We start from the raw sequence: 21763 nt of genomic DNA on the forward strand, positions 1-21763 counted from the left end.
CACGACAGCTTGAAGGGCGCATGTTCACACTGAGTTCGCGTGCGCATCGGGGGCGCACCGGCGCGGTGCTCGCAAGTCACGAATGACGCTCGGGAGTGAGAATTTTATTGTAGCGAATGAGCGCATCCGTCACTTCGCAATCCGCCGGACTTAGCGGACGTGTGTTCTCGACTTCGATGAAGCGCTCAGCGCGGCACCAAATCGCATAGCAAAGCAGCTCATCGTCATGACGGGCGTGATAGGCGATGCCGTCAGCCTCCTCGCCATGCGCCCAGAGCGCTTTCGACCAGATTCGGCTGTGTTCGTGGGGCCCGCTGACAACCGTCGCGTCCGAACCGACCTGTTGAAGCCCGCCGCCGAACAGGCGGATGAGGCGCAACGGCCTTGAACAGGCGAGCGAAGAATACGAGCGCATCCGTATCTCGCGCGGATCCACGTAGCGACGCCCGGGGTTTCTTATGAGGCCTTCGACCAGCGCCCCATTGAAATTTTCCGCGGCGTACAAAGCGCGAAAGCAATTGCACACACAATTGAACCGGCCAGCGGGGGCCGCGTTCTTCGGCGGCCCGAAGAAAATCGGATGGTGCTCGGATCGATGAACCCGAAACAGAGCGGAGACTTCTATGACGGGCAGGCTTTCTCGAGCGAGCCAGTCAGAAGGAAGGGGTGGTCCCGGGGCAGTCGCCACAGCCATCACAGGTAGTCATCGCTCCGTCCTCCTATGACTAGCTCAATCGCGGTCTTTGCCAACTCCCCTCCAGCCTTCAGCGCCTCGATGACGCTGACGCCGCCGAGCGCCGAGTCCTTGGCGACGAGCAGCTCGAGCGTAACCAGAGGATTGACGCCCCGTTGCGCTTCCAGGACTGCGTCCAAGCCCCCCACGGTGCGCCCATCGGCGAACTGAACCGCTGGATACTTCCAGTCGCCCGCCAATCGAATGGCGAGCAGCTTGTTTTGCCGACGCTGCTTATCGACCGCTTGACGCGAAATGCCGAACATCTCCGCCACTTCGCCACTCGTTAGCGTGCCGCCGGCCGATTTGATCAGGACATCCCGGTGTAATGCAAATTCCGCGGCTTCCCACGCTCTCGGCTCTGTCGCGGCAAATTGGTCGTCGGCGGCGACGACCGTCAGCAGCGAGGCGGCGCCCTGATGTTCTGCGAGCGCTTTAGCCAAGGTCGCCTCGGACGCGCGCTCGGCGATCGCGGTGAGCACGCCCGCCGCTCTAGCGAACCACGCGTATCGCACCCCGCCTAGGCGCATCGCCGACGCGTCGAGAGGATTTTCGCTCGGGACGAGGTCGGCGTTGCTGGCGGCGCGCCGCTCCACCCGCAGGTCATTTCGCACCGATCTCACGCCTGACACGGACTCGGCCAGATCCTCGGCATGACGTTTGGCTCCGCGTGTGTCGACAACACCGCTCAGAGTGACGTCGCAATTTGTCACCTTCACTTCGATTTCCGACGCGTCGATGTCGGGATCGTCGGTCAAACGCTCGTTGAGGTCTTCGCGGATGCGGTCGTCAGACCGCTTGTAATTCTTGGGCCCCCGGCCGCTGTGCCCGCGCCCCTGTCGGCCGCCGGCCATCGCGCGCGCTTGGTCCACCCAGAAGTCGTCGCCCGAAACGGCAGCGTAGCCGCCAAAGCTTTGGCTCTGACCGAAACCTTGGCTCGCGCCGCGGCGCTCACCCCCCCCCCCTTGGGACGAATAGCCGCCTCGACCATATTGGGCGCCGCCATAGCCCTGGCCTTGGCCGAATTGCGGGCCGCCATAGCTCAAGCCGCCGCCATAGCCCTGCCCATAGCCGCCGCCATATCCGCTCTGGCCTTTGCCGTAGTCCGAACCCAATGAGCGCCCCCAGTCATCGCGACTGCGATCGTCGTAAACTGCCCCGCCCTGACCATAGCTGCGGCGATAATCGTCATCATCTTCGCGCCATGACGGCCCTTGGTAGCTCCGGTCGCGTTGATTGTCGGAAGCTCCAAACCAGCCGCCGCGCCTCGCTTCGTCGTCCCGCTCGCGCGGAGACTCCGGCGGGGTCGCAGAGCCTGGCTCGGCCGATTGTCTGGTTCGAGGGCGCCGACGGGACCTTCGCCCGCCATTGTCCGGATCAGGCGACTCATCCTCGGTTGACATGGTTGCTATATATCATGACGTGGAACTAAAGCAACGTAAATGGAACCATTGGCCCAGCGCCGCCGGCTGTGCGGAGGCGGGGCGGCCGCCCGGGGCGGCGACTTCTCCTCTTCCCGATGACGCCATTTGCATCGGCTCATAATCGCGCGGCCGCGCTCACTCATGAGCGGCTCAGCGCCACGACTTAACCGGTCCTCGCAACCGAGCGCTCGCGATCGGAAGCCGCCTCGCGAGCCGCTCCCCGCGTGCTGCCCGCCCGCCCCGAGGTCAACGGGTCTTGAGCGGTCTAGCTCCGGCGCGCGGTCGGCGCGCGTATCCGGATCGAGCTCGCGTCGAGCCGAAGTCGCCGGCGATCCCGGCACATCCAAACCGCTTGCGCAATGACGCAACCTTTAGTAGCATCCTCGCGCTCTCCAGAGTTCTGCTTGTCCGCGCTGCGCGGCGGCAGACCGACACGGTCGCCGTTGACGCCCATCCCAGCCGGTGATTGTTCGAAGATCATCCAAGCGGGGATCGTCATGCTCGCAGCCCGGATACTTGGCCCGGTCCGCAGGTTGTACTGGCGCGTGGTCAAGCCTCGCACATTGGGCGTGCGCGCTGTCGTGCTCGACGATCACGGCAAAGTCGCGCTCGTGCGTCACACGTATGACAAGTTCTGGTATCTGCCAGGCGGTGGTGTCGAAAAGGGGGAGTCTTTCGAGGCAGCTCTTCGTCGCGAACTTGCAGAAGAGATAGGCGTCGTCGACTTCAGATTGGTTCGCGTGCTCGGCGTCTATCACAATAGGCGCGAGCACAAGGACGATCACATCGCCGTCTTCGTGGTCCAGGTTAGTTCAGGCGATGTGACGGCGACCGACGCCGTCGAGATCAGGGAAGCCGGTTTTTTCCCGCTCGAAGCTCTGCCCGCAGGCGTCTCTCCGGCGACCAAACGGCGGCTCGAGGAGGTCCGATCTGAGACGGCAAGCGTCAGCGTCTGGTGACAATGCGACGGCGAGCCCGCGCGCCCTCCTCTCGAGGACGCGATGCTCATTACCGCCAACGAGTCTTTCCTCGGACCGGACGCTGTGTGCGTGCGCGAGGAAGTGCGCCGCAGGCGCGCCTTCTTCGACGTGCGAGAGGTGTTTCGCGGCGGGGCGTATTGCTCGTTCGAGCACTTGCTCGGCCAGGAGCGCGCGCTTGCGCGCGGTCTTCTGGCGGTGCTCGCTCTTCTGCGACGCCATCGGCTCGAGCCGCTGCCGCTCTCGCGATACTATCTTTACCGGCCGACGGACGCCGATCACGGCGGATTTCACAGCCGCCATGCACACGGCTTCCGCTATCTCGATCTCGTCGGCTACGCCGTTGCGATTACCGACGCCGAGATCGGCGCCTCTGTCCGCGCCCTGGACGCGCTGCGCGCCTATGTGCACGATTGCATTCACAACGCGACCTATCGAACGTTTCGGCGCGGACCCGACGGGCGCATCTTTCGCGAGCAGTACGGCTTCAACTTCCGCAGGTGGAACGGGCTCTCCTATTCGCCGGCGCGGCAGACAGCGTGCGGCTCGATCAACCTCAATCTGCTCATGGACGGGATCGTCGTCCTGAAGACAGCCGAATTGCTGTCCCACCGCTCCATCGCCGCCTTCGCGCGCGCGCGCACGCCGGCGGAGCGCATGCTCGTCGCCGACGTTCGGGCCGAGCTGGAAGAGATCGGCCCTCAATGCCCCAGCTGGAGTTTCCATCAATCCGTCACGAACCCGACACTTGAGTTTCTCGAGCGCTATGACAGCCCCGCTTTGATGGAGGCGCTCTATCGCGCCATGCTCACCGGCCAAATTCGCGAGGCGGCCGAACTGATGCGCCGGCTCTCCGGCCGCGGCTGGCGCGATCTCTTCATGTCCTCGGCCTTCAGCAGCGCGCCCGGACCTCGCCCAGAAGAAGAGGCGCGCGCGGCATGAACCCGGTTCGCGCCTCGACCCTCGCCGCAGCGGATGCGCAAGCAGGCTCAAGCTCGCGGCGGCTGCGCGCCCGCGCCGAAGACATCATAGCAGACTTCGCCCAGGACCATCCCGGCCGGAGCGTCACCGTCGACCACGACGACATAGGACGGGTCGCGGTGCGCGGCGCCGTTGCGAGGCCGGCGGCGAGCGTCTTCAAGCTGGCGCTCGTGCTCGCCGTATTGCGTCAGTGCGAGCGCGGCGTCCTCGACGCTGCGGCGCGCTACAGGATCGGGTTGTTTCCTCCGACCGCCTTTCCCTCGCTTCTCACCGCCTTCGACCCCGATCACGAAATCTCGTTGCGCGAGATCTGCAGGCTGGCGCTGCAGACAAGCGATAATCCGCTCGCGGTTTTCCTGGACGCGCTCTGTCCCCGCTCGATCGTCGCCGAGACGCTAGAGCAGATCGGCATATCCCGCGATCGCTTCGAACTCTGCGCCGGCTACACGGACCCCGAACTCGGCGCAGCCAATCGGGCGAACGCGTTGAACTCGGACGACGCGCTCACGCTGCTTCAGGCGATCACCGCAAGGCAAGACTATGCCGACCTTGTGCGCGCCATGCAGAACAGCACCCGAAACACGCGAATACCCGCCTTCCTTCCGCCGGGCGCGCGAGCGGCGCACAAGACCGGCACGCTCGACGGCGTCGCCAACGATGTCGGCATGATCTCATCCGGCGAGCGGCGCTTCTGGGCGGCCTTTCTCACCGAACGCGAGGCGGACCTCGAACAGACAGCGCTCGACATCGGGCGCTGCGCAAGATCGCTGTTCGATCTCCTCTTATCGCACGACCCCATTTCGGAGGCGTCAAGATGAAGCTGCTTTGCCTGCTTCCAGTCCGCAACGGCGCCGCTGACCTCGATGCGTATTTCAACTCGGTCAGCACCTTCGCAGACGGCGTCGTCGCGCTCGACGACGGCAGCACAGACGAGACCCCGCAGCTGCTAGCGAGGCATCCGCTGGTCAAGCAGGTGCTCTCCAATCCGCGGCGTGAAAGCTACGAAGGCTGGGACGATTCGCTGAACCGCCGGCGCCTCCTCGCCGCCGCCGCGCCGTTCGCGCCGGATTGGATCTTCTGGCTGGACGCCGACGAGGTGCTGGAGGCGAGCGACGCCGCCGTGCTTCGCGAATTTCTCGAGAACGAGGCGCTCACCAACGTCGCTTACGCGGTCGAAGTTTATCGCTTGATCGGCGACATGGCCCATTTCGACAAACGAAAGCTGTGGGTCTATCGGCTCTACTCTTACGCGCCGGGCTACACCCTCTCGCCGAACAAGCTCCACTTCGATCTCGTGCCGTTGGAGTTCGGGCCGCACCAGCGCGCGCTCACGAGCCTGCGCGTGCTGCACCGGGCCGGCCTTACCGAAGATCGCAGAGAGGCGCGCTTTGCCAAGTACCGCGAGTGCGATCCCGCGCTGCAATGGCAGCCTTCCTACGAACATTTGCGCGACCCGCCGGGCAATGTGCGCACGATCGCGGCGCGGCAGGCGGGCGATCCTGTCGTGTTGTCGCAAGCCGAGGCGCTCGCATGAGGCCGCAGGACATGCGCCAGGACGCAAGCTCCACGGAACGCTGGCCGTTCGTCACGGTGAGCATGAGCGAAGCTGCGCCCGAGGCGACGAATGAGGATCGGTTCGGGGCCTGGCAGGGCCCGGCGGGCCTCTTCGCCTGGATGATCGACGCCGCCGCAACGGTCACCGAGCGCCGCTTCTTCGCCGACGACGCCACGGACGGCGCCACGGACGGCGCCTGGTACGCCGGGCGCCTGGACGCGTTGATTGCTCGACATCTCGCCGCGGAGATTGCGACGCCGCGCGAGGCGCTGAAGCGCGCGCTGCTTGACCTCGAAGCGAGCACACGCGCGACAAGGGCGTGCGCCCCGCGCTGGGCCTGGCCGCTTGCGGCGATATCTTTGGTGCGCCTGCGGCGAGGCGAGGCCGGCGCCTGGCGCCTCGACGGCGTTCATCTTGGCGACTGTCCGGTTTACGCCGTCCGTGAAAGCGTCGCTCCGGTCTGGGAGCACCGGCCCTCGGGCGAAATCAGGCTGCAGAACGTTTGCCTCGCCTCGCGCGAAGAAGCGATCGCGCGCCTGCAACGCGCGCGCGAACACCAACACGGCGCCGCCAGCCGTTCCATCGCAGGGTTCGACCCGAGCGCCGCCGACGCCGCCCGCGAAAGCGCCATGCTCATCCCGGCCGGGGGGCACGTCGTGCTCCTATCCGACGGCTTGGCGCGATGCTTCGACGAGTACGGGCTCGCCGAACGGAACGAGGCGTTACGCCGCTGCTTGTCGGACGCGGGCGCGCGCGCGGTTCTGGCCGAGATGCGCGCATACGAAAGCGCCGTCTACGCCCATCGCGAGGGGCGCATGCTGAAATCCGCCGACGACGCCTCATGCCTGGTGCTGCAATGTCCGTGATCGAGACAGCCGAATGCGCGGAAGTCGAAAACCTGCTACGTTCGCTCGCAAGCGAGCGAACACTGGGCGCGCGGGTGGAGAAAGCGAGCGCAGGCCTGCTCGGCAGGCCCTATGTGAGCGATCCGCTCGGCGGCGGACCCCAGAGCTCCGAAACGCTGAACGCTTCTGTGCGCGGCTTCGATTGCGTGACCTATTGCGAGACGGTCTACGCCCTCGCCTTCTCGTCCTCTGCTGCGGGCTTTCTCCAGGTTTTGCGGCGGTTGCGCTACGCCGCCGGCGAGGTGCGCTGGATCAGCCGCCATCACTATTTCGCGGACTGGATCGACGCGGCGGCGGGCGAGGGTTTTTTCACATGTGCGCCGTTCGCGCCGTTTCAGCGCGCGCGCGTGCGTCATCTGTCGGCGCTTGTCTCCTATCCTGTCCGCACAAAACAATTGGGCTTTGCGCCGATCGAACTCGTCACGCGGCGGCCTCCGATATTGCGATCGGGCGATCTCGTCGCCTTCGGCTCCACCCGCGAGGACCTCGACGTGTTTCATTGCGGCTTGATCGCGATCGAGGGGTCAACGCCCATACTGCATCATTGCGCAAAGAGCGTCGGCGAGAGCTTCGCCGAGCCGATCGCCGACTTCATTGCGCGCAACACCATGGCTGGACTTTTGTTGGCGCGTCCATGCGAGCCGCCGCTCGAATCGTGACCAAGCGCGCAAGAATTACAACTTCTGGTTGCGCATCAATCTGAGCTGTGCCAGCAAGAGAAGCCAGCGAAGGCTGGCTTAACAACAGGAGCAGTCACATGACTGAGAAACTCACCGACTTCAGCATCGACGATATCGTCGAGCTCTCCGAGCAAGACATCTCGCTCGTTCACGGCGCCGGCTCCTCGCTCGAATTCGCCGCCCGCCTGAGCTCCGCCATGGAGTATTCGGTCTAAGCGAGAGCACGGGACTCTGACAGAGCACGGATCGGGCGGACGCGAACGCGTTCGCCCGGTCCAACAAGGTGGGGTTGACATGAGCTCGCGTCATCGCCTGACAGAACAGCAAGCGCTTGCGTTCATTCCCGCAGCGTCGGATTTCGATCAGCTCGACGCCGACTGGCTGCTGAAATCGGTGCTGGTCGCTTTCCTGAACCCCAGCTTCACGCTCTATCGCCGGGAGCTCTATCGATACTTGGCCGCGGCGACGGCGCTGCACGCTTATCGGCACGCTCCGTTCTGGCGCGAGCGCCTTCACCCCTACCGCGACATGATCGAGGGCGGCCAACCCTTCGAACTCGATCAGCTGCCCTTGCTCAACCGGACCGATGTCGAAAAAGCGGGCGCGTCCATCTTCGTGCCCGGGCAGGGTCACTTTCCTTCCTACACCTCCGGCACCACGAGCGGAAAATCGCTCATGCTGCTGCACTCCTCGCAGGCGCGCGAAGTTCTACGCAAGGCGCTGAGCGGGTTCTACGGGCGCGCCGCGCGCGCGCGCGGGCAAGCCCAGCCCGGCTTTTTGTTGAAGCTCGCGTTCCAGGCGCTGGGCAACGAGCCGCCGGGGCGCGGCGGCGTGCTGCCGGTCATATCCAAGCTCAATGCCGGCATGGAAAAGGCGCTCGACCTGCTCGATCACTCCGCCGCCGCGTCCGCCGAAATGCGGATCCACACGATTTCGGGCAATCCGTTCGACATCGTCGACCTCAGCCTCTGCGCCATGGCGAGGTTCGGCGATCGCTTCGCCGCCCTGCGCGAGAGCGTTCGCGAACTGCATACGACCGGCACTTATGTCTCCCGACATCTGCGAGGCTGGCTTGAAGACACCTGGCGGGCCGATCTCATCGACGCGATCTCGTTCTCCGAGCTGCCGGTGTTCGCCAACAGCTGTCTGCACTGCGGCCATCACCACTTCCACCCGTTCTGCACGGTCGAGGTGGTCGATTCTGCCGGCCGGCCGCTCGCCGAAGGGCGCGGGCGGCTCGCGCTCACCGCGCTTTATCCGACCGTCTCCTCCACGCATCTCATGCGCTACGAAGTCGGCGATTATGTCGAGCGGCGCGAGGTGCGCTGCGTCAACGGCCTCGAGGGCTATCGCTTCCTTGGCCGCTATAAAGGCTCGGTCAAGTTGCGGCCCGACCAGAGCGAAGCTGATTTTCTAGGCATCTGCGAGGTCATCGACCTTCTCGACGATCTGCCCGACATCAACCGGCCGGTGCTGAAGCACAATGTCGGCTATGACGAGCCGCTGCGCGATTTCAAGCATTGGCCGCTGTTCGAACTGAAGAATGAAGGCTCTGGCCCGCTCGTCCTCAGCGTCGAGCTCAAGTATCCGCAGCACGCTTTTCCGGCCAGACGAGACGAGGTCGAGGCGCTGATCAGGCGCCGCTTTGCAGAGCGCCTGCCATGGTTCGCGGGCGCCGACGACGCGCGGCGCTTGGCTATAGAATTTCGCAACCCGCGCCGCTTTGTGATCTGAACCATGCTCCTGGCGCGCTCTTCGACCGCTCGCCCGTCGCCGCAAAGCGTGCGCCAACTGGAACGCTGCGCAAAAGCCGGAGGCGAAGTTTGAGCGAACTCTTCCGCAGCGAGCCGCTGCAGCACAGCGCGCGGCGCCTTGAGGGCGCGGTGATCATGGCGACGCCGCCCTCGACGAGGCTGCTCGCGGGCTTTTTCTTGACCGCTGTCGTCGCTGGCCTCTGCTTTGCGTGCTCGGCAAGTTACGCGCGCAAGGAAACGGTGACCGGCTGGATCACGCCTGACAGCGGTTTGCTGCGCGCGGTCGCCGTGCAGGGCGGATTGGTCGAGGCGCTCGACGTGCGGGAGGGCGATATCGTCGCAGCCGGACAGGCGCTGGCGCGCATCCAGCTCTCGCCTGAGATCGAGTCGGGCGACGCCGGCCAGGCCTTGTCCGCCAGTCTCGCGGCGGAAGCGGATGCGGCCCGCGCCGGCGCCGGCGCCGATCTCGCCCAGCTGCAAAGCGAGCACCAGCAGCTGCGGCGCAGCCGCGACAGCCTGGCCGCCGAACGCGGCCAGGTCGAGCGCCAGATCGTCCTCCAGGGCGAGCGCATCCGCCTTGCGGAAACCGATCTCGAGCGGCTGCAGTCGCTCGCCGACCGCGGCTTCTTTCCCCGCTCGCAGCTCGAGGCGCGCCATGCCGCCGCGCTGGCGCAGGAACAGGAGCTCGCCGCCTTGCGCCAGCGCGCGCTTTCGCTCGACCGCGACATCATCGCCATGCGCGCGCGGCTCGAGGCTTTGCCGATCGAGACCGCCGCGGCGGAAGCGGCGATCGCGGTCACGGCAGCTCAGTTGGCGCAGCGGCGCACCGACGCGCAGTCGCGCTCGCATTATCTCGTGCGCGCCCCGGTCGCAGGCCGTGTCGCCGCGATTGCGGCAAGACAGGGCCAAACCCTCGCCTCGGGCGCGGCGGTCGCGACCGTGGTGCCGCACGGCAGCCGCCTCGAAGCCGAGCTTTACGCCCCCTCGCGCGCCATCGGCTTTATTCGCACCGGCCAAGAGGTGCGCCTGCTCTACCAAGCGTTTCCGCATCAGCGCTTCGGCGCGGGCCGAGGCGAGGTGCTCGCGGTCTCGCCGACCGTGCTCGCGCCGAACGAAGTCGCCATACCCGGGGTCGACGTCGGCGAACCGGTGTTTCGCGTGCGCGTGCGCCTCAGCCAGGACTATGTCGAAGCTTACGGCGAACGTGCGCCGCTGCAGGCGGGGATGCTGCTCAGCGCCGACATCGTCGTCGATCGCCGCAGTCTGATGGAATGGTTGCTCGATCCCATCTACGCCGCCGGGCGCCGCTAGTGTCCGCCAGCTTCGTCCAACGCGAGGGTGCCCCCGGCCTCTTAAGCGAGCTCAACCTGTCACGCCGGCGGCGCTTGCCGGTCGTGCTGGGCGCCGAAGCCGCCGAATGCGGCCTTTGCTGCATGACGATGATCGCCCGCTATTGGGGCCACGATGTCGACCTCAACGGCATGCGCCAGCGCTTCTCGTTTTCGATTTCCGGCGCGACGCTTCGCTCGCTGATGGACATCGCCGCGGCTCTCGATCTGTCCGCGCGGGCGCTGCGGGTCGAGATGAGCGCACTCACCAAGCTGCGCATGCCGGCGATTCTACACTGGGATTTCAGCCATTTCGTCGTGCTGAAATCGGTGTCGAAGACAACGATCCTCATCCACGATCCCGCGTTCGGCGAACGCCGGCTGACGCCGGCGGAGGTGTCGAGGCACTTCACCGGCGTCGCGCTCGAGCTTGCTCCGGGCGAGGGCTTCGCCAAGAAGACGGCGGCCGAGCCGACGAAGCTAAGATCGCTGTTCTCGAGCGCCCGCGGCCTCTGGAGCGCCGGCGCGCAGATCCTGCTCCTCTCGGCGATGCTTCAGCTTGCCGTCTTCGCCGCGCCCTTCCAGCTCCAGCTCGTCGTCGACGAGGCGATATTTCGCGCCGACGCAGCCCTGCTGAACGTGCTGGCGCTGGGCTTTGGCGCCCTTGTCGTCATGCAGGCCGCCCTCGAGGCGCTGCGCGGCTGGACGCTGCGTTATGTGGGCGCGCTGCTGTCGTTTCAACTCGTGGGCAATCTGTTTCGGCATTTGTTGCGTCTGCCCGCCGACTTTTTTCACAAGCGCCATGTCGGCGACATCATGTCCCGCATCAATTCGGCGACGCCGATACAAGAGGCCGTCACCAAGGGCGTCGCCGCCGCCCTGATCGACGGGGTGATGGCGCTGATCGCCGGCGCCATCATCGTCGCCTACTCGCCCCTGCTCGCCGCGGTCGTCGTCGCCGGCGTTCTCGTCAATCTGGCTGTCGCCTGGGTGGTTTACCCGATCATGCGTGGGCGGATGCAAGAGGAAATCCAGGCGTCCGCCAAGGAACGCAGTCATGTGATGGAGACGATCCGCGCCTCGACCACGATCAAGCTCATGGGACGCGAGGCCGATCGCGAGGCGGCTTGGCGCAATCTCTATGCCGAGGTCGTCAACAACTCGTTCTCCGTCGGCAAGTACCAGATCGCGCTCGCTGCAACGCAAGTGCTGGCGAGCGGACTGCAGACCGTGCTCGTCGTCTTTCTCGCCGCCCGCCTGATCCTCGCTGGAGAGGGCTTCTCCGTCGGCATGCTGTTCGCATTCCTCTCTTTCCGCCAGACCTTCACCGACCGTTCGCTCGCCCTCATCAATCAGACACTGCAGTTTCGTCTGCTCGGGCTTCATCTTGAGCGGCTCGGCGACATCATCAACGCCGAGCCCGAGGGGTGGCGCACCGAAGGCGCTGCGCTCGCGGTCCGCGGCGAGATCTCTTTGCGCAACGCTTCGTTTCGCTACGGCGTTGCCGATCCGCTCGTTCTGAACGGCGTCGATCTCACCATAGCGGCGGGCGAGTACGTCGCGATCGTCGGACCTTCGGGCGGGGGCAAGTCGACCTTGCTGAAATTGTTGCTGGGACTCTATCCGCCGACATCGGGAACGCTCGAGATCGAGGGGCGGCCCGCCAGCCCCGAACTCATGCGGCTATGGCGCGCCCGCGCCGGCGTCGTCAGCCAGGAAGATCGTCTGCTTTCGGGCACGCTCGCCGAGAACATCGCCTTCTTCGATCCAGATCTCGACATGACCCGCGTCGTCGCGGCGGCCACCGCAGCGCATGTGCATCGAGAGATCGCGGCCATGCCGATGCAATACCGGACGCTCGTCGGCGACATGGGCTCGTCGCTTTCGGGCGGGCAGAAGCAGCGGATTCTGCTGGCGCGCGCGCTTTATCGCCAGCCGCAGATTCTGTTCCTCGACGAGGGCACCGCCAATCTCGACGAAGCCAACGAAGCTGTCGTCGCCGATCTCATCGCCGCCATGACGATCACGCGGATCGTGGTCGCCCACCGCCCGGCTCTGATCGAGCGGGCCGATCGCGTGCTCGCCCTCGACCGAGGCAAACTTCGCCCGCGCGAGCTTTCGCTTCCGGCGCTGGGGCGCGAGATCAGGACATAAAGCCCCCACCGTCAGCACCGCTGCACGTTCGCTGCGCCAGCCTCTTTGAGCCCGCGGGGGGCGGTCTCCAGATCGAGCGGCCTCGCTCGCGCCTCTGCGCAAGCGCGAGCATCGGATTTTGCGCCCCGCAGACGCATTTCGCACGATGCTGCAGGCCGCCGCACAAGCAACGGTCGCCGCGCATACGCCGACTCCGCATCGGATGCAGCCCAAGGTCAGCGCCGAGTCGGTTCAGCCGCGGACGACGTGAAGCCCTCAGCCATGGCGGGGCGCAACTGCTTTACGAACCCTCAATCGCAGAAGCGTCTCTGAAGGCGCTTTCGGGCCGGCGGGCATGCTCTGCGCGCGAGCGGTCTCCAGCGCGATGATTGGCTACGCACCGCGCCCCGCGTCTCCAAAAATTTGTGAGCGCCAGGGACAAGCGTGGTGCTATGATGCCGTTCTGGAGGAAAGGTAGCGTGAGCTACATCCTGACGGCCTGGAACGAGGCGGCGGAGATGACAATCCGCACGGACGACGCTGGCATCGTCGCTGAAAAGGCCGAACAGCTGGTGGCTGAAGGCTGGAGAGTGAGCGTAGTGGAGACGAGCACGGGCGAAAGTCTGACCGTTGCCGAACTTCAGCAAGGCGGCGCCCATGCGCCTGAGATCGCCAAGACCAAGACGTAGTATCCGTCGCCGCGCGAGGGTGAGCGGGCGGCGGCCAATTCCTTTCGAATGAAGGACGCCTCGGCAGTCCGATCGCACGCGCGGTTTTACCGCAAGCGCGTGGCGAGGCGCGGCCAAGGGAAGAGCCAAGGTTCGAAATAGGCGCCCAGCCTGAAGGTCGGGTTGCGGCTCTCGGAGACGATGCCGCTAGCAACGTCCGCCGCCGCCTCGTAGCTTTTCATGAACACAGGCATGTGGCGCGCCTCAACACAAGGTCGCCGCAAAGCCGCTGCCGTCTTCGCCGACGCCCGATCTGAACGCGCGTCGACGGGTTATCATCGTCTGATGTTTTTCGCGCATGTGTATCGCTCTCGATCGACCCTTAGGGCACGCAGGAAACGCGTTCCGGCATCTGATTGGCGTCAGAGGGTCTCGCGCGGCGCATCAGCGCCTTCGACGTGCCACCGGAACTTTTTTCGAGGCGGCACGTTCTCGCTCTCAGCCCTTAGTGGGCTACGCGGGTCGGAGTAGGTCCGGTCAGTGTCGCGCGCGCTTGAGGGCGCGAGTGGCGGCCCGGGGGTTTGCATGTCCGAGCAAAAGGATTGGCGGCGTGGCGCGCCTGCAAGGGGAAAGCGGCCGTCGCGCGTCGCCGCCGCAAGCGGCGCCGCGCTGCTTGGCACCGATGCCGCTTTTCGCGCGGCCGCCGACAGCTCGCCCGCCCTCATCTGGATGATGGATTCGACTAAGACCGTCGTATTTACGAACCGTCGCTACAACTTGTTCTTCGGCGCAGCGTCATCGGCTAATGCGGCCGAACGCTGGCTCGAGCTCATTCACCCGGACGATGCCGAGGAATTCACGCGGGCGTTCAACGAAGCATTTGCCGCCGCCCGCTCCTTCACCCGCAACGTTCGGATCAAACATCCGGTCATGGGCGAGCGTTTGCTGAACTGCGCCGCCAATCCCCATCACGGCGGCGATGGCGCGTTTCTCGGCTTTGTCGGCGTCAATGTCGATTTGACGGAGGCGCTCCAGGCCCAGGAGGTTCTTCGCGAGCAGACGCGGACGCTCGAGACGATCAACAGCATCGCCGCTGCACTTGCAGGCGAACTCGATCTCGAACGGCTTGTCCAGAACGTGACGGACGCGAGCGTTGAGCTCACAGGTGCGAAGTTCGGCGCTTTCTTCTACAACGTGACCGATGAAGCGGGCGAGAGCTTCATGCTCTACACGCTCTCAGGCGTTGAGCGATCAGCATTCGCCGACTTTCCGATGCCGCGGAACACCGAAGTGTTCGGACCGACCTTTCGCGGCGAGCGCATTGTCCGCTCGGGCGACATATCGAAAGACGAGCGGTACGGCCGCAGCGCCCCCTATCATGGCATGCCCGAGGGACACCTCCCTGTCAGAAGCTATCTCGCGGTGCCCGTCACATCCCGATCGGGTCAGGTGCTAGGCGGTCTTTTCTTTGGCCATCCTGAGACCGATCGCTTCTCTGCCCGGCACGAGCGACTGATCGCCGGGATCGCCGCGCAAGCCGCTATTGCGATCGACAACGCTCAACTTTTTCAAGCAGCCCAACACGAGATCGAGCAGCGAAGGCGGGCTGAGGCCCAGATTCGCGACAGCGAGGCCCGGCTGCGGCTGGCGGTTCAAGCCTCGCCATTTCCAACCATGCTCCACGCTGAGGATGGCGAGGTGTTGGAGCTGAGCCGAAAGTGGAGTGAGCTCAGCGGATACGCGCGAAGCGAGATCAGGACGCATTTCGACTGGTTCCGCTTGGCCTATCCCGATCGCTTTGAGGAAGTCGCCGCGCTGATGGAAAGAGAATTCGCCCAAGAGGGCGAACTGGCCATTGGCGAGGTCGAGATCAGGGCGAAGGACGGCACGCGCCGCATTTGGGATTTTCACAATGTGCGGGTGGGACGCCTGCCGGACGGCCGACGACTTCAGATCAGCGCGGCGAGCGATGTGACCGACAGGCGCCGCTGGGAGGACCGCCTGCGTGAGAGCGAGGCGCGTTTTCGGACCCTTGCCGAGAACCTCCCCGCCCTTTGCTGGATTGCTGAAGCGGACGGCGCGATCGTTTGGTACAACAATCGTTGGTACGAATATACAGGCACGACGCCAGAGGCGATGAAGGGCTGGGGCTGGCAGATCGCGCATCACCCGGAAGTGCTTCCGATTGTGCTGGAGCGCTGGAACGTTTCCATCCGGACGGGCCAGCCGTTCGAGATGACATTCCCGTTGATGGGAGCGGACGGGCAATATCGGCCGTTTCTCACCCGTGTCGCGCCCGTTCGCGACGAGGCCGGCGCCATCGTTCGCTGGATCGGCACCAACTTCGATATCGCCGAACAACAGCGCCATCAGCGTCACTTGCAGCTGATGGTCAATGAGCTCAATCACCGGGTGAAGAATACGCTGGCCGTCGTTCAGGCCATCGCCCAACAAACGTTCGGCCGCGATACGGCTGATCCGGCGGCCCGCGACGCGTTCGAAGGGCGGCTGGCCGCGCTTGCCTCAGCGCACAATCTGCTGACGCAAGAGAGCTGGGAGCCGACCTCGCTCTTGAGAGTGGTCAAAGAGGCCGTGCACGCGCATAACGGAAATGCGAAGCGATTTACAATCGAAGGTCCGGACATTGCGATCGAGCCGAAGGCAGGCGTCACGCTCGCGATCGCGCTTCACGAATTGTGCGCCAATGCGACGAAGTACGGCGCGCTTTCTGTCAGCGGCGGCCGCGTGACGATCCGCTGGATTATCGGCGGTGAGCATGAGCCCCGTCTGAAGCTGGTCTGGCGCGAGACTAACGGACCTCCCGTGACGGCGCCCTCACGCCGCGGATTCGGCTCGCGTATGATCGAGCGCGCGCTCGCAGCCGAACTTCACGGAACAGCCAAACTGGAGTTTCCGAGAGAGGGGCTCGTTGCCGAGATCGACGCGCCGTTGCCACGGATAGCCGTGGCGAGCGAGAACGAGCCGTGGCGGGGCTGAGCGACAAGCGCATCCTTCTTTTGGAGGATGAACCGCTCGTCGCCCTTTTGGCTGAAGACATGCTGCTTGATTTGGGCGCCGTGGTCATCGGACCGGTTGCAACGATCGAGAGTGCGCTCGCTGCGATCGAAGCTAACGCGCTCGACGCCGCATTTCTGGACATCAATATCGGGGGCGCTTTGAGCTTCGGCGTCGCGGAGCGGCTCTGCGCGCGCGGCGTACCGGTCGTGTTCGCCAGCGGCTACACCGCCGCAATTGCCGTTCCGGGCGCCTCGGAGTTGATCCAGAAGCCCTATCAGCAAAGAGACGTCGAGCGGGCGCTTCTGCGCGCACTGGGGGAGGCCCAGGACACAGCTTGAGCATGTAGCTTCACCGGCGCGACATGTTGGGGCGAGCGCCGACACAAGTCCCGAACTCACGGGGCCGCCCTCGCCGGGACACTCCCCTCCCGCCTCATTCGGCAGGAGCGCCTACCGCCGACTGGAATGCATACGTCTGCGCTCTGCGCCGGAGGGGCTTCGTGACCGAGCCTCTGCGGCTCTCGTGTTCGCTCAGCAATCTGCAATTCGATCGCCGGGGGCCTCGAGGTTTCGCCTGCGGCAGTGAAGCAGACGACCAGGCGAGCGCCTTGCCAAAGCTCCTTGACGAGGGGTGAGCGAGGCCGCGAGCCCACACCGCCGCCGCCTCGCACAAAAACCGCTCTTCAAGCGCACGCGAAATGCAGTCGCCCTGTCGAAAAGATTGAGGCGAGAGCGCATTGGCGAACACTTCGACGCCGTCTTCTGGCGATCCCCACCATTCTTCTTCCCATGCTGAACAGACCTTTCATCCCGGCCGAGCTGAGCGGAACGGGCGCCGGGCGCGCATGAACTGAGCACGAGAAGCCATCCGCGAACATTCGGTTAAACTGCGCTTGGGCCTGACGATGCGCTGGCCCCGTTCAAAGCGGCGGCCGCGAGCAGGATCTGATCGCTCGCGTCTTGGCTGCTTCGCGTCTGGACGATCCTATGCGCCAGTCGGCGAAGAAGAGCCCAGCACACCCCGCGAACATTGAACGCCCAAGGAGGGTTCGCCGAGCCTTGCCTGCCGCGAGGTTCCGGCACATGCTGAAGCCAGGCGAAGGACATGGCGAGCGAACTCCAAAGGGCGCTGGACTTCATCGAGGCGGCAGAGCGCGCCGCGGACAAGGCCGAGCTGCAAAAGAGCCTATCCGCCAGCCTGAGCCAGTTCGGGGTGCCCCATTACACTGTCGGCGCCATGCTGCGCGAAAGCGAAGAGGCTTCGCCTGCGTTCGCCACCTTGCTGCGCGGCGTCACGGCAGGCTGGTCACAGCACTATTGGGAGGAAAAGTACTTCAACGTGGATGCTGCTGTGCATTTGGCGCTGCAGCAAATCTCCGGCTTCTCATGGGCGGAATTGGAGAGCCGGCGTCTGCCTAAGACCAGCGCTCGCTTGTTTGACGAAATCCGCGACGCGATGGAGATCAAGGGCGGGTACGTCGTGCCGGTGCACGACGAAACCGGATTTTCCGGCATCGTTGCGCTCCATCACGAGGACCGGCGCCTCACAGCCAAGGCCGTGCAGGCGATCAAGCTCATCAGCATCTATGCGATCGAGCGCGCCAAGGAGCTCCACATGGCCGCGTGCGAGCCGCTCGCCAGTCCGAGCCCCTGCCCACTCTCGCTGCGCCAGCGCGAGATTCTCGCCTATGCGGCGATGGGCAAATCAGAAGCAGACACCGGCGACATCCTCAGTATCGCCGCCGCGACCGTGCGCGAGCACATGAGCAAGATCCGCGAGGCGCTTGGCGTGCGGACCAAGACGCAGGCCGTCGCCCATGCCGTGCGCAAGGGCTGGATCGTCCCCTAGTCAACCCTATAGCTATCGGGTCGCGGCAGGCCGCGCGCCCGTGCACGCATGGCGTCCTAACGAGGCGCTCCATGCTTATCCACATCGTCACCGCGGCCAATCGCCAGCTCTATGGGTCTCAGCTCGAGCAGATGCATCGCCTGCGCTGGCGCATCTATATCGAAGAGCGCGGCTGGCGCGCGCTGCGCGAAAAGCAGCCCGAGGCCGGCTATGAGCGGGACGAGTATGACGACGAGCGGGCGCACTATCTTCTGGCGATAGACGACGCCGGCGCCGTGCTGGGCGCCATGCGCATGCGCCCCGCCGACGACCGGTCATTGCTCGCCGATCACTTCGCTCACCTATTGGAGAGCAAAACCCCGCCCCTCTTCGGACCCGATGTTTGGGAGCTGACGCGGCTTCTTCGCGCCCCGCTCAACCGCTCGCGCGACGGCGCGGTCCGCTATGCGATGAATTGCGCGCTGATCGAGTTTTGTCTCTCTCGGGGCGTGTCGCGCCTCATCGCCACGGGCGACACTTTCCTGCTGCCGATGACGCGCAAGGCCTGGGGTTCGAAAGTCCGGCCGTTGGGCCTGCCCCAACCTTATGACGAGGGCGAGGTGATCGCCCTCGAGCTCTTTCCGGATGCGGACGCGCTGGCGGCGATGCGCGCCGCCGGCGCGGTGTTGGGCGAGCAGCTCTACGACCATCCCTCGCCTTTGCGGGCGCGCGACCCTGATCCCATCGTCGCTGCAAGGCTCGCTGCGGCTGCGCGCGGCGACTTGCGCGAGGCGCGGGAGCGTTCCGGACTTGGTCTCCCATCGAGCGCGGAGGCGGCGTGATGTTCGACAGCGAACGCGCCGCGCTGCCGCGCGTGAGGCGTGCGGACGGCGTTGAAGCGGCGATTGCGATGCTTCGCCGCTACGGCGCCCTCATCGTCGAGGACGCCGCTGAAAGCGACCTCATGGAGGCGGTCAAAAGCGAGCTCTCGCCCTGGTTCGAGCGCGCCTTCACCGGAACAGGCGATTTCTTCGGCAAGCAGACCAAGCGCTTCAGCGGCGTCTTTGCGAAGGCGCCGGTCACGGCGCATCTGGCCGGCGACGGCTTCATACTGGAAATTGTCGAGCGCGTGCTCATCGGCCCACAAGAAGAGCCGCCGCGCTGCGACAAGATCCAGCTCAACCTGACCCAAGCGATCGGCATCCTGCCAGGCCAAGGCGCGCAGGTGCTTCACCGCGACGAGGTGATGTTTCCGTTCGCGCATGACTTCGAGGTCATGGCCAATGTGATGTGGACGCTGGATCCCTGGACGGCCGAGAATGGCGCGACGCGCATTGTCCCCGGCAGCGGTTCATGGCCGCGGACGCGGCTTGCGCAAAAGGGCGAGGTCATTGCGGCGCTCGCGCCCGCGAACGCCGCCATCATCTGGCTCGGTTCGACCATTCATGGCGGCGGCATGAACGCGAGCGGCGCGATCCGGCGAGGGCTCGCCTTCAGCTACAGCCTGGGCTGGCTCGCCCAAGCCGAGAAGTTGTTGCTCTCCACCCCGCCAGATGTCGCGCGCCGGCTGCCCGAGCCGGTGCAGCGGCTGATCGGCTATCAACTGCATAAACCCAATCTCGGCTGGATCGAGGAGCAGGACCCGATCCGCTGGCTCAATGGCGAGGTGCGCGATCTTGCGCCGGCGGACGACAATCTGACCGAAGCGCAGCAGGCGCTCATTCGCTGGCGTCTCGCGGCGCAGGAGGCGGCGGCATGAATGACAATCCTCGCCCCGGCGCAGCCTCGCTCGACGCCTTGGTCGACGCGCTCGTCGCGGCCGCGGAAGCTTCTGACATCGAGCGCATGGACGAGCTGCTCGACCTGCTGCGCTTGCGGGCCGATTACGAGGCGCTCGTGGAAGATCTCATGTCGTCCGTCGACGCCAGCGACCACGGCCGCACCGACGATCTGCTCGAAAGACTAAGAGCGCTGCCGACGATCGAGCAGTTCGCGACGATGCGGCTGATCACGAACTGACGCCCAATATGGGTTAGGCGTCGTCGTCATCGACCGCCTTGATGAGGTCGAGCACCCGGCGACGCAGCTTTGGGCTTCTAATCGCGGCGTAGGTGCGAACAAGATCGTGCGCGCCGGGCGTGATCAGCGCTGAAGCGAAGTCATCGCGCGCGGACGCTCTGTCGGCCTTGCCGTTCAGCCCCTCGAAAAACATGGCCACGGGCAGCTCGAGAGCTCGCGCGATGGCAAAAAGTCGGCTCGCGGCGATACGGTTTACGCCTCGCTCGTATTTCTGCACCTGCTGGAAGGTGATGCCGAGCAGATCGGCGAGGCGTTCCTGGCTCATGCCGATCTCGAGCCGGCGCGCCTTGACCCGTTCGCCAATCCTCTTGTCGATCGCGTTGGCTGACCGTTCGTCGCTCACGCCCATCTCCCGCCCCAGCGTCAGAGTCCGCAATCGTGAGGCCGGGCCCCCTCCTCTGCAAGCAGAGGTCTCATGTCGGGCGACGGCTGGCCCCTGGCCGAGCGTTTAGCGCTAGCTGCCAGCGGCAGGCGCTCTGGCCGCAAATCCGGGCGACGGTTCGATCAGCGCCGTCTGGGCTCCAGGGCCTGCGAATTTGCTGGGGCGCGGCTGGCGTTCCCCAACCAGAGCGTGTAGCCTCAAAAGGCCGGTGGGTAAAATGCCGATCGGCCATGCGGGGGAGCCGCAGATGGCGCTGGAGCCAAGGTCACGCCGGCTCGAGCGAGAGGCGGGGCGGTGGCTTGCGCGTCTCGCCAGCGAAGAGGTCACGGGCGCCGACCACGCCGAGTGCGACGCTTGGCTGGCGCTCAGTCCCGATCACAGACGCGCCTTTGAGCAGAGCCTTGAGCGTTTGCGCCGGGTCGAGGCGCTTGGCGCGCGTTTGCCCGTCCATATCGAAGCGCGCCGTCGCAATCGGCGCGCGCTCACGGCGGGCGCGCTCGCGGCGGGACTTCTCGCGGCGGTTCTTGTCGCGCCCGGCTGGCTTGAGCGCAGACCGCACGAGACCGCGATCGGTGAGGCGCGCGAGGTCGCCCTCGCCGACGGCAGCGGGGCCCATCTCAACACCAACACCCGCCTTGCGCCCCGCTACAGCGCCACCGAACGGCTGGTGCGGCTCGAGCGCGGCGAAGCCTATTTCGACGTTCTCCGCGATCTCGATCGTCCGTTCGTGGTGGAGACCGGCCGATATCGCGTACGGACGGTGGGCGCCCGTTTCCTCGTCCGCAGCGACGAGAGCGGCGTCTTTGTCACCGTGCTCGACGGCGTTGTGACATTCGCAGCAGCAGAGCGGATCGGCGCCAACGCCAGCGGCGGCGATATTGCGACGGTCGGCGAAGGCGAGCGGCTCTCGCTCAAGCCCGCCGCTTTCACGCGCACGGCCCTAACCGCTGCGCAGCTCGATCGCGCCACATCCTGGCGTGAGGGCGAACTCATCTTCGAGCGCGAGCCCCTGGCCGACGTCGCCGCTGAACTCTCACGCTATACCGGGCTCCGCTTTGTCATGGACGCGGACGCAGGCGCGCTCCCAGTGGTGGGCATGATCCGCACCGATGACCCAGATGGCGCGGTGCAGGCGCTGCGCACGACACTCTCCGAGGGCTTCGAGGAGGTCACGGTCGAGCAGCGCGGCGAGGTCGTGCACATCCGCCGGAGCGATAACGCTCCTAGATGAGCGAGATGCGCCCGCATTCTTGAAAATACTCACTCATGCGAAGCTGGTGGCCCATCGAATCGACGAAGAAAGGCGGTCCTTTTGCTCG

General features: G+C 65.4%; 22 protein-coding genes. 18 read left to right on the top strand and 4 right to left on the bottom strand.

Translation table 11 applies throughout. The features are described from left to right. Positions 1-76 precede the first annotated feature (76 nt). Complete coding sequence (locus tag VEA80_RS00935; RefSeq protein WP_325058847.1) at positions 77-694, bottom strand: RES family NAD+ phosphorylase; 618 nt, start codon at positions 692-694, stop codon at positions 77-79. After that, positions 694-1587, bottom strand: a complete 894-nt coding sequence (locus VEA80_RS00940; RefSeq protein WP_325058804.1) for a BON domain-containing protein — start codon at positions 1585-1587, stop codon at positions 694-696. Before VEA80_RS00940 ends, VEA80_RS00935 begins: the two co-directional genes overlap by 1 nt. A gap of 1115 nt (positions 1588-2702) precedes the next feature. Here VEA80_RS00940 and VEA80_RS00945 point away from each other — a divergent pair. The 11 genes from VEA80_RS00945 (at position 2703) to VEA80_RS00995 (ending at position 13159) form a co-directional block, all read left to right on the top strand. Further along, positions 2703-3116 (top strand): NUDIX domain-containing protein, encoded by a 414-nt coding sequence (locus VEA80_RS00945; protein WP_325058805.1) that lies wholly within the window; start codon positions 2703-2705, stop codon positions 3114-3116. Positions 3117-3158: 42 nt separating this feature from the next. Beyond that, entirely contained in the window at positions 3159-4076 is a 918-nt protein-coding gene (locus VEA80_RS00950) for a hypothetical protein (RefSeq protein WP_325058806.1), read from the top strand. Continuing rightward, positions 4073-4933: a serine hydrolase gene (locus tag VEA80_RS00955; protein ID WP_325058807.1), complete on the top strand. Its 861-nt coding sequence runs from the start codon at positions 4073-4075 to the stop codon at positions 4931-4933. The genes VEA80_RS00950 and VEA80_RS00955 overlap by 4 nt, the downstream gene beginning before the upstream one ends. Then, positions 4930-5649, top strand: coding sequence for a glycosyltransferase family 2 protein (locus VEA80_RS00960; protein ID WP_325058808.1), 720 nt, complete (start codon positions 4930-4932; stop codon positions 5647-5649). Before VEA80_RS00955 ends, VEA80_RS00960 begins: the two co-directional genes overlap by 4 nt. Continuing rightward, positions 5646-6536 carry a hypothetical protein gene (locus tag VEA80_RS00965; RefSeq protein ID WP_325058809.1) on the top strand — a complete coding sequence of 297 codons (891 nt, stop codon included), beginning with the start codon at positions 5646-5648 and terminating at the stop codon, positions 6534-6536. Before VEA80_RS00960 ends, VEA80_RS00965 begins: the two co-directional genes overlap by 4 nt. Then, entirely contained in the window at positions 6527-7234 is a 708-nt protein-coding gene (locus tag VEA80_RS00970; protein ID WP_325058810.1) for an N-acetylmuramoyl-L-alanine amidase-like domain-containing protein, read from the top strand. Before VEA80_RS00965 ends, VEA80_RS00970 begins: the two co-directional genes overlap by 10 nt. Before the next feature lie 98 nt (positions 7235-7332). Continuing rightward, positions 7333-7470: a hypothetical protein gene (locus VEA80_RS00975; protein ID WP_325058811.1), complete on the top strand. Its 138-nt coding sequence runs from the start codon at positions 7333-7335 to the stop codon at positions 7468-7470. A gap of 79 nt (positions 7471-7549) precedes the next feature. After that, the gene (locus tag VEA80_RS00980) at positions 7550-8989 is read left to right on the top strand and encodes a hypothetical protein (protein ID WP_325058812.1); all 1440 of its coding nucleotides are present in this window, start codon (positions 7550-7552) and stop codon (positions 8987-8989) included. A gap of 89 nt (positions 8990-9078) precedes the next feature. After that, a complete protein-coding gene (locus tag VEA80_RS00985; RefSeq protein ID WP_325058813.1) occupies positions 9079-10320 on the top strand; it encodes an HlyD family secretion protein in 1242 nt (413 codons plus the stop codon). An 83-nt stretch (positions 10321-10403) separates the two neighbouring features. Further along, positions 10404-12491, top strand: a complete 2088-nt coding sequence (locus VEA80_RS00990) for a peptidase domain-containing ABC transporter (RefSeq protein WP_325058848.1) — start codon at positions 10404-10406, stop codon at positions 12489-12491. A 458-nt stretch (positions 12492-12949) separates the two neighbouring features. Continuing rightward, positions 12950-13159, top strand: a complete 210-nt coding sequence (locus VEA80_RS00995; protein ID WP_325058814.1) for a hypothetical protein — start codon at positions 12950-12952, stop codon at positions 13157-13159. An 86-nt stretch (positions 13160-13245) separates the two neighbouring features. Here VEA80_RS00995 and VEA80_RS01000 read toward each other — a convergent pair whose 3' ends face one another. Next, positions 13246-13392, bottom strand: coding sequence for a hypothetical protein (locus tag VEA80_RS01000; RefSeq protein ID WP_325058815.1), 147 nt, complete (start codon positions 13390-13392; stop codon positions 13246-13248). Positions 13393-13723: 331 nt separating this feature from the next. Between VEA80_RS01000 and VEA80_RS01005 the strand changes: the two genes are divergently transcribed. The 6 genes from VEA80_RS01005 to VEA80_RS01030 all read left to right on the top strand — a co-directional run bounded on the left by VEA80_RS01005 (position 13724) and on the right by VEA80_RS01030 (position 20002). Continuing rightward, positions 13724-16135 (top strand): PAS domain S-box protein, encoded by a 2412-nt coding sequence (locus tag VEA80_RS01005; RefSeq protein WP_349257189.1) that lies wholly within the window; start codon positions 13724-13726, stop codon positions 16133-16135. Beyond that, positions 16123-16494, top strand: coding sequence for a response regulator (locus tag VEA80_RS01010; RefSeq protein ID WP_325058816.1), 372 nt, complete (start codon positions 16123-16125; stop codon positions 16492-16494). Before VEA80_RS01005 ends, VEA80_RS01010 begins: the two co-directional genes overlap by 13 nt. Positions 16495-17260: 766 nt before the next feature. Further along, positions 17261-18004, top strand: coding sequence for a LuxR family transcriptional regulator (locus tag VEA80_RS01015; protein WP_325058817.1), 744 nt, complete (start codon positions 17261-17263; stop codon positions 18002-18004). A 71-nt stretch (positions 18005-18075) separates the two neighbouring features. After that, positions 18076-18825, top strand: a complete 750-nt coding sequence (locus VEA80_RS01020) for an acyl-homoserine-lactone synthase (protein WP_325058818.1) — start codon at positions 18076-18078, stop codon at positions 18823-18825. Further along, on the top strand, positions 18825-19742 hold the full coding sequence (locus VEA80_RS01025) for a phytanoyl-CoA dioxygenase family protein (protein ID WP_325058819.1): 918 nt from the start codon (positions 18825-18827) through the stop codon (positions 19740-19742). Before VEA80_RS01020 ends, VEA80_RS01025 begins: the two co-directional genes overlap by 1 nt. Further along, positions 19739-20002, top strand: a complete 264-nt coding sequence (locus tag VEA80_RS01030) for a hypothetical protein (protein WP_325058820.1) — start codon at positions 19739-19741, stop codon at positions 20000-20002. The genes VEA80_RS01025 and VEA80_RS01030 overlap by 4 nt, the downstream gene beginning before the upstream one ends. 13 nt (positions 20003-20015) lie before the next feature. Here the strand turns inward: VEA80_RS01030 and VEA80_RS01035 are convergent, their stop codons facing one another. Next, the gene (locus tag VEA80_RS01035; RefSeq protein WP_325058821.1) at positions 20016-20405 is read right to left on the bottom strand and encodes a helix-turn-helix transcriptional regulator; all 390 of its coding nucleotides are present in this window, start codon (positions 20403-20405) and stop codon (positions 20016-20018) included. Between the two features lie 286 nt (positions 20406-20691). On the opposite strand from VEA80_RS01035, the gene VEA80_RS01040 reads away from it, so the two are divergent. Continuing rightward, positions 20692-21675 (top strand): FecR family protein, encoded by a 984-nt coding sequence (locus VEA80_RS01040; protein ID WP_325058822.1) that lies wholly within the window; start codon positions 20692-20694, stop codon positions 21673-21675. The last annotated feature ends 88 nt before the right edge of the window (positions 21676-21763 follow it).

Origin of the sequence: Vitreimonas sp. (assembly GCF_035627415.1) — a bacterium.
Taxonomy (GTDB): Bacteria; Pseudomonadota; Alphaproteobacteria; order Caulobacterales; family Aquidulcibacteraceae; genus Vitreimonas.

Bases quoted from the DNA above. Each gene is read 5' to 3' on its own strand.
- VEA80_RS00935 (WP_325058847.1), bottom strand. From the start codon at position 694: ATGGCTGTGGCGACTGCCCCGGGACCACCCCTTCCTTCTGACTGGCTC.
- VEA80_RS00940 (WP_325058804.1), bottom strand. From the start codon at position 1,587: ATGGCCGGCGGCCGACAGGGGCGCGGGCACAGCGGCCGGGGGCCCAAG.
- VEA80_RS00950 (WP_325058806.1), top strand. From the start codon at position 3,159: ATGCTCATTACCGCCAACGAGTCTTTCCTCGGACCGGACGCTGTGTGC.
- VEA80_RS00955 (WP_325058807.1), top strand. From the start codon at position 4,073: ATGAACCCGGTTCGCGCCTCGACCCTCGCCGCAGCGGATGCGCAAGCA.
- VEA80_RS00960 (WP_325058808.1), top strand. From the start codon at position 4,930: ATGAAGCTGCTTTGCCTGCTTCCAGTCCGCAACGGCGCCGCTGACCTC.
- VEA80_RS00965 (WP_325058809.1), top strand. From the start codon at position 5,646: ATGAGGCCGCAGGACATGCGCCAGGACGCAAGCTCCACGGAACGCTGG.
- VEA80_RS00970 (WP_325058810.1), top strand. From the start codon at position 6,527: ATGTCCGTGATCGAGACAGCCGAATGCGCGGAAGTCGAAAACCTGCTA.
- VEA80_RS00975 (WP_325058811.1), top strand. From the start codon at position 7,333: ATGACTGAGAAACTCACCGACTTCAGCATCGACGATATCGTCGAGCTC.
- VEA80_RS00980 (WP_325058812.1), top strand. From the start codon at position 7,550: ATGAGCTCGCGTCATCGCCTGACAGAACAGCAAGCGCTTGCGTTCATT.
- VEA80_RS01000 (WP_325058815.1), bottom strand. From the start codon at position 13,392: ATGCCTGTGTTCATGAAAAGCTACGAGGCGGCGGCGGACGTTGCTAGC.
- VEA80_RS01005 (WP_349257189.1), top strand. From the start codon at position 13,724: ATGTCCGAGCAAAAGGATTGGCGGCGTGGCGCGCCTGCAAGGGGAAAG.
- VEA80_RS01015 (WP_325058817.1), top strand. From the start codon at position 17,261: ATGGCGAGCGAACTCCAAAGGGCGCTGGACTTCATCGAGGCGGCAGAG.
- VEA80_RS01020 (WP_325058818.1), top strand. From the start codon at position 18,076: ATGCTTATCCACATCGTCACCGCGGCCAATCGCCAGCTCTATGGGTCT.
- VEA80_RS01025 (WP_325058819.1), top strand. From the start codon at position 18,825: ATGTTCGACAGCGAACGCGCCGCGCTGCCGCGCGTGAGGCGTGCGGAC.
- VEA80_RS01030 (WP_325058820.1), top strand. From the start codon at position 19,739: ATGAATGACAATCCTCGCCCCGGCGCAGCCTCGCTCGACGCCTTGGTC.
- VEA80_RS01040 (WP_325058822.1), top strand. From the start codon at position 20,692: ATGGCGCTGGAGCCAAGGTCACGCCGGCTCGAGCGAGAGGCGGGGCGG.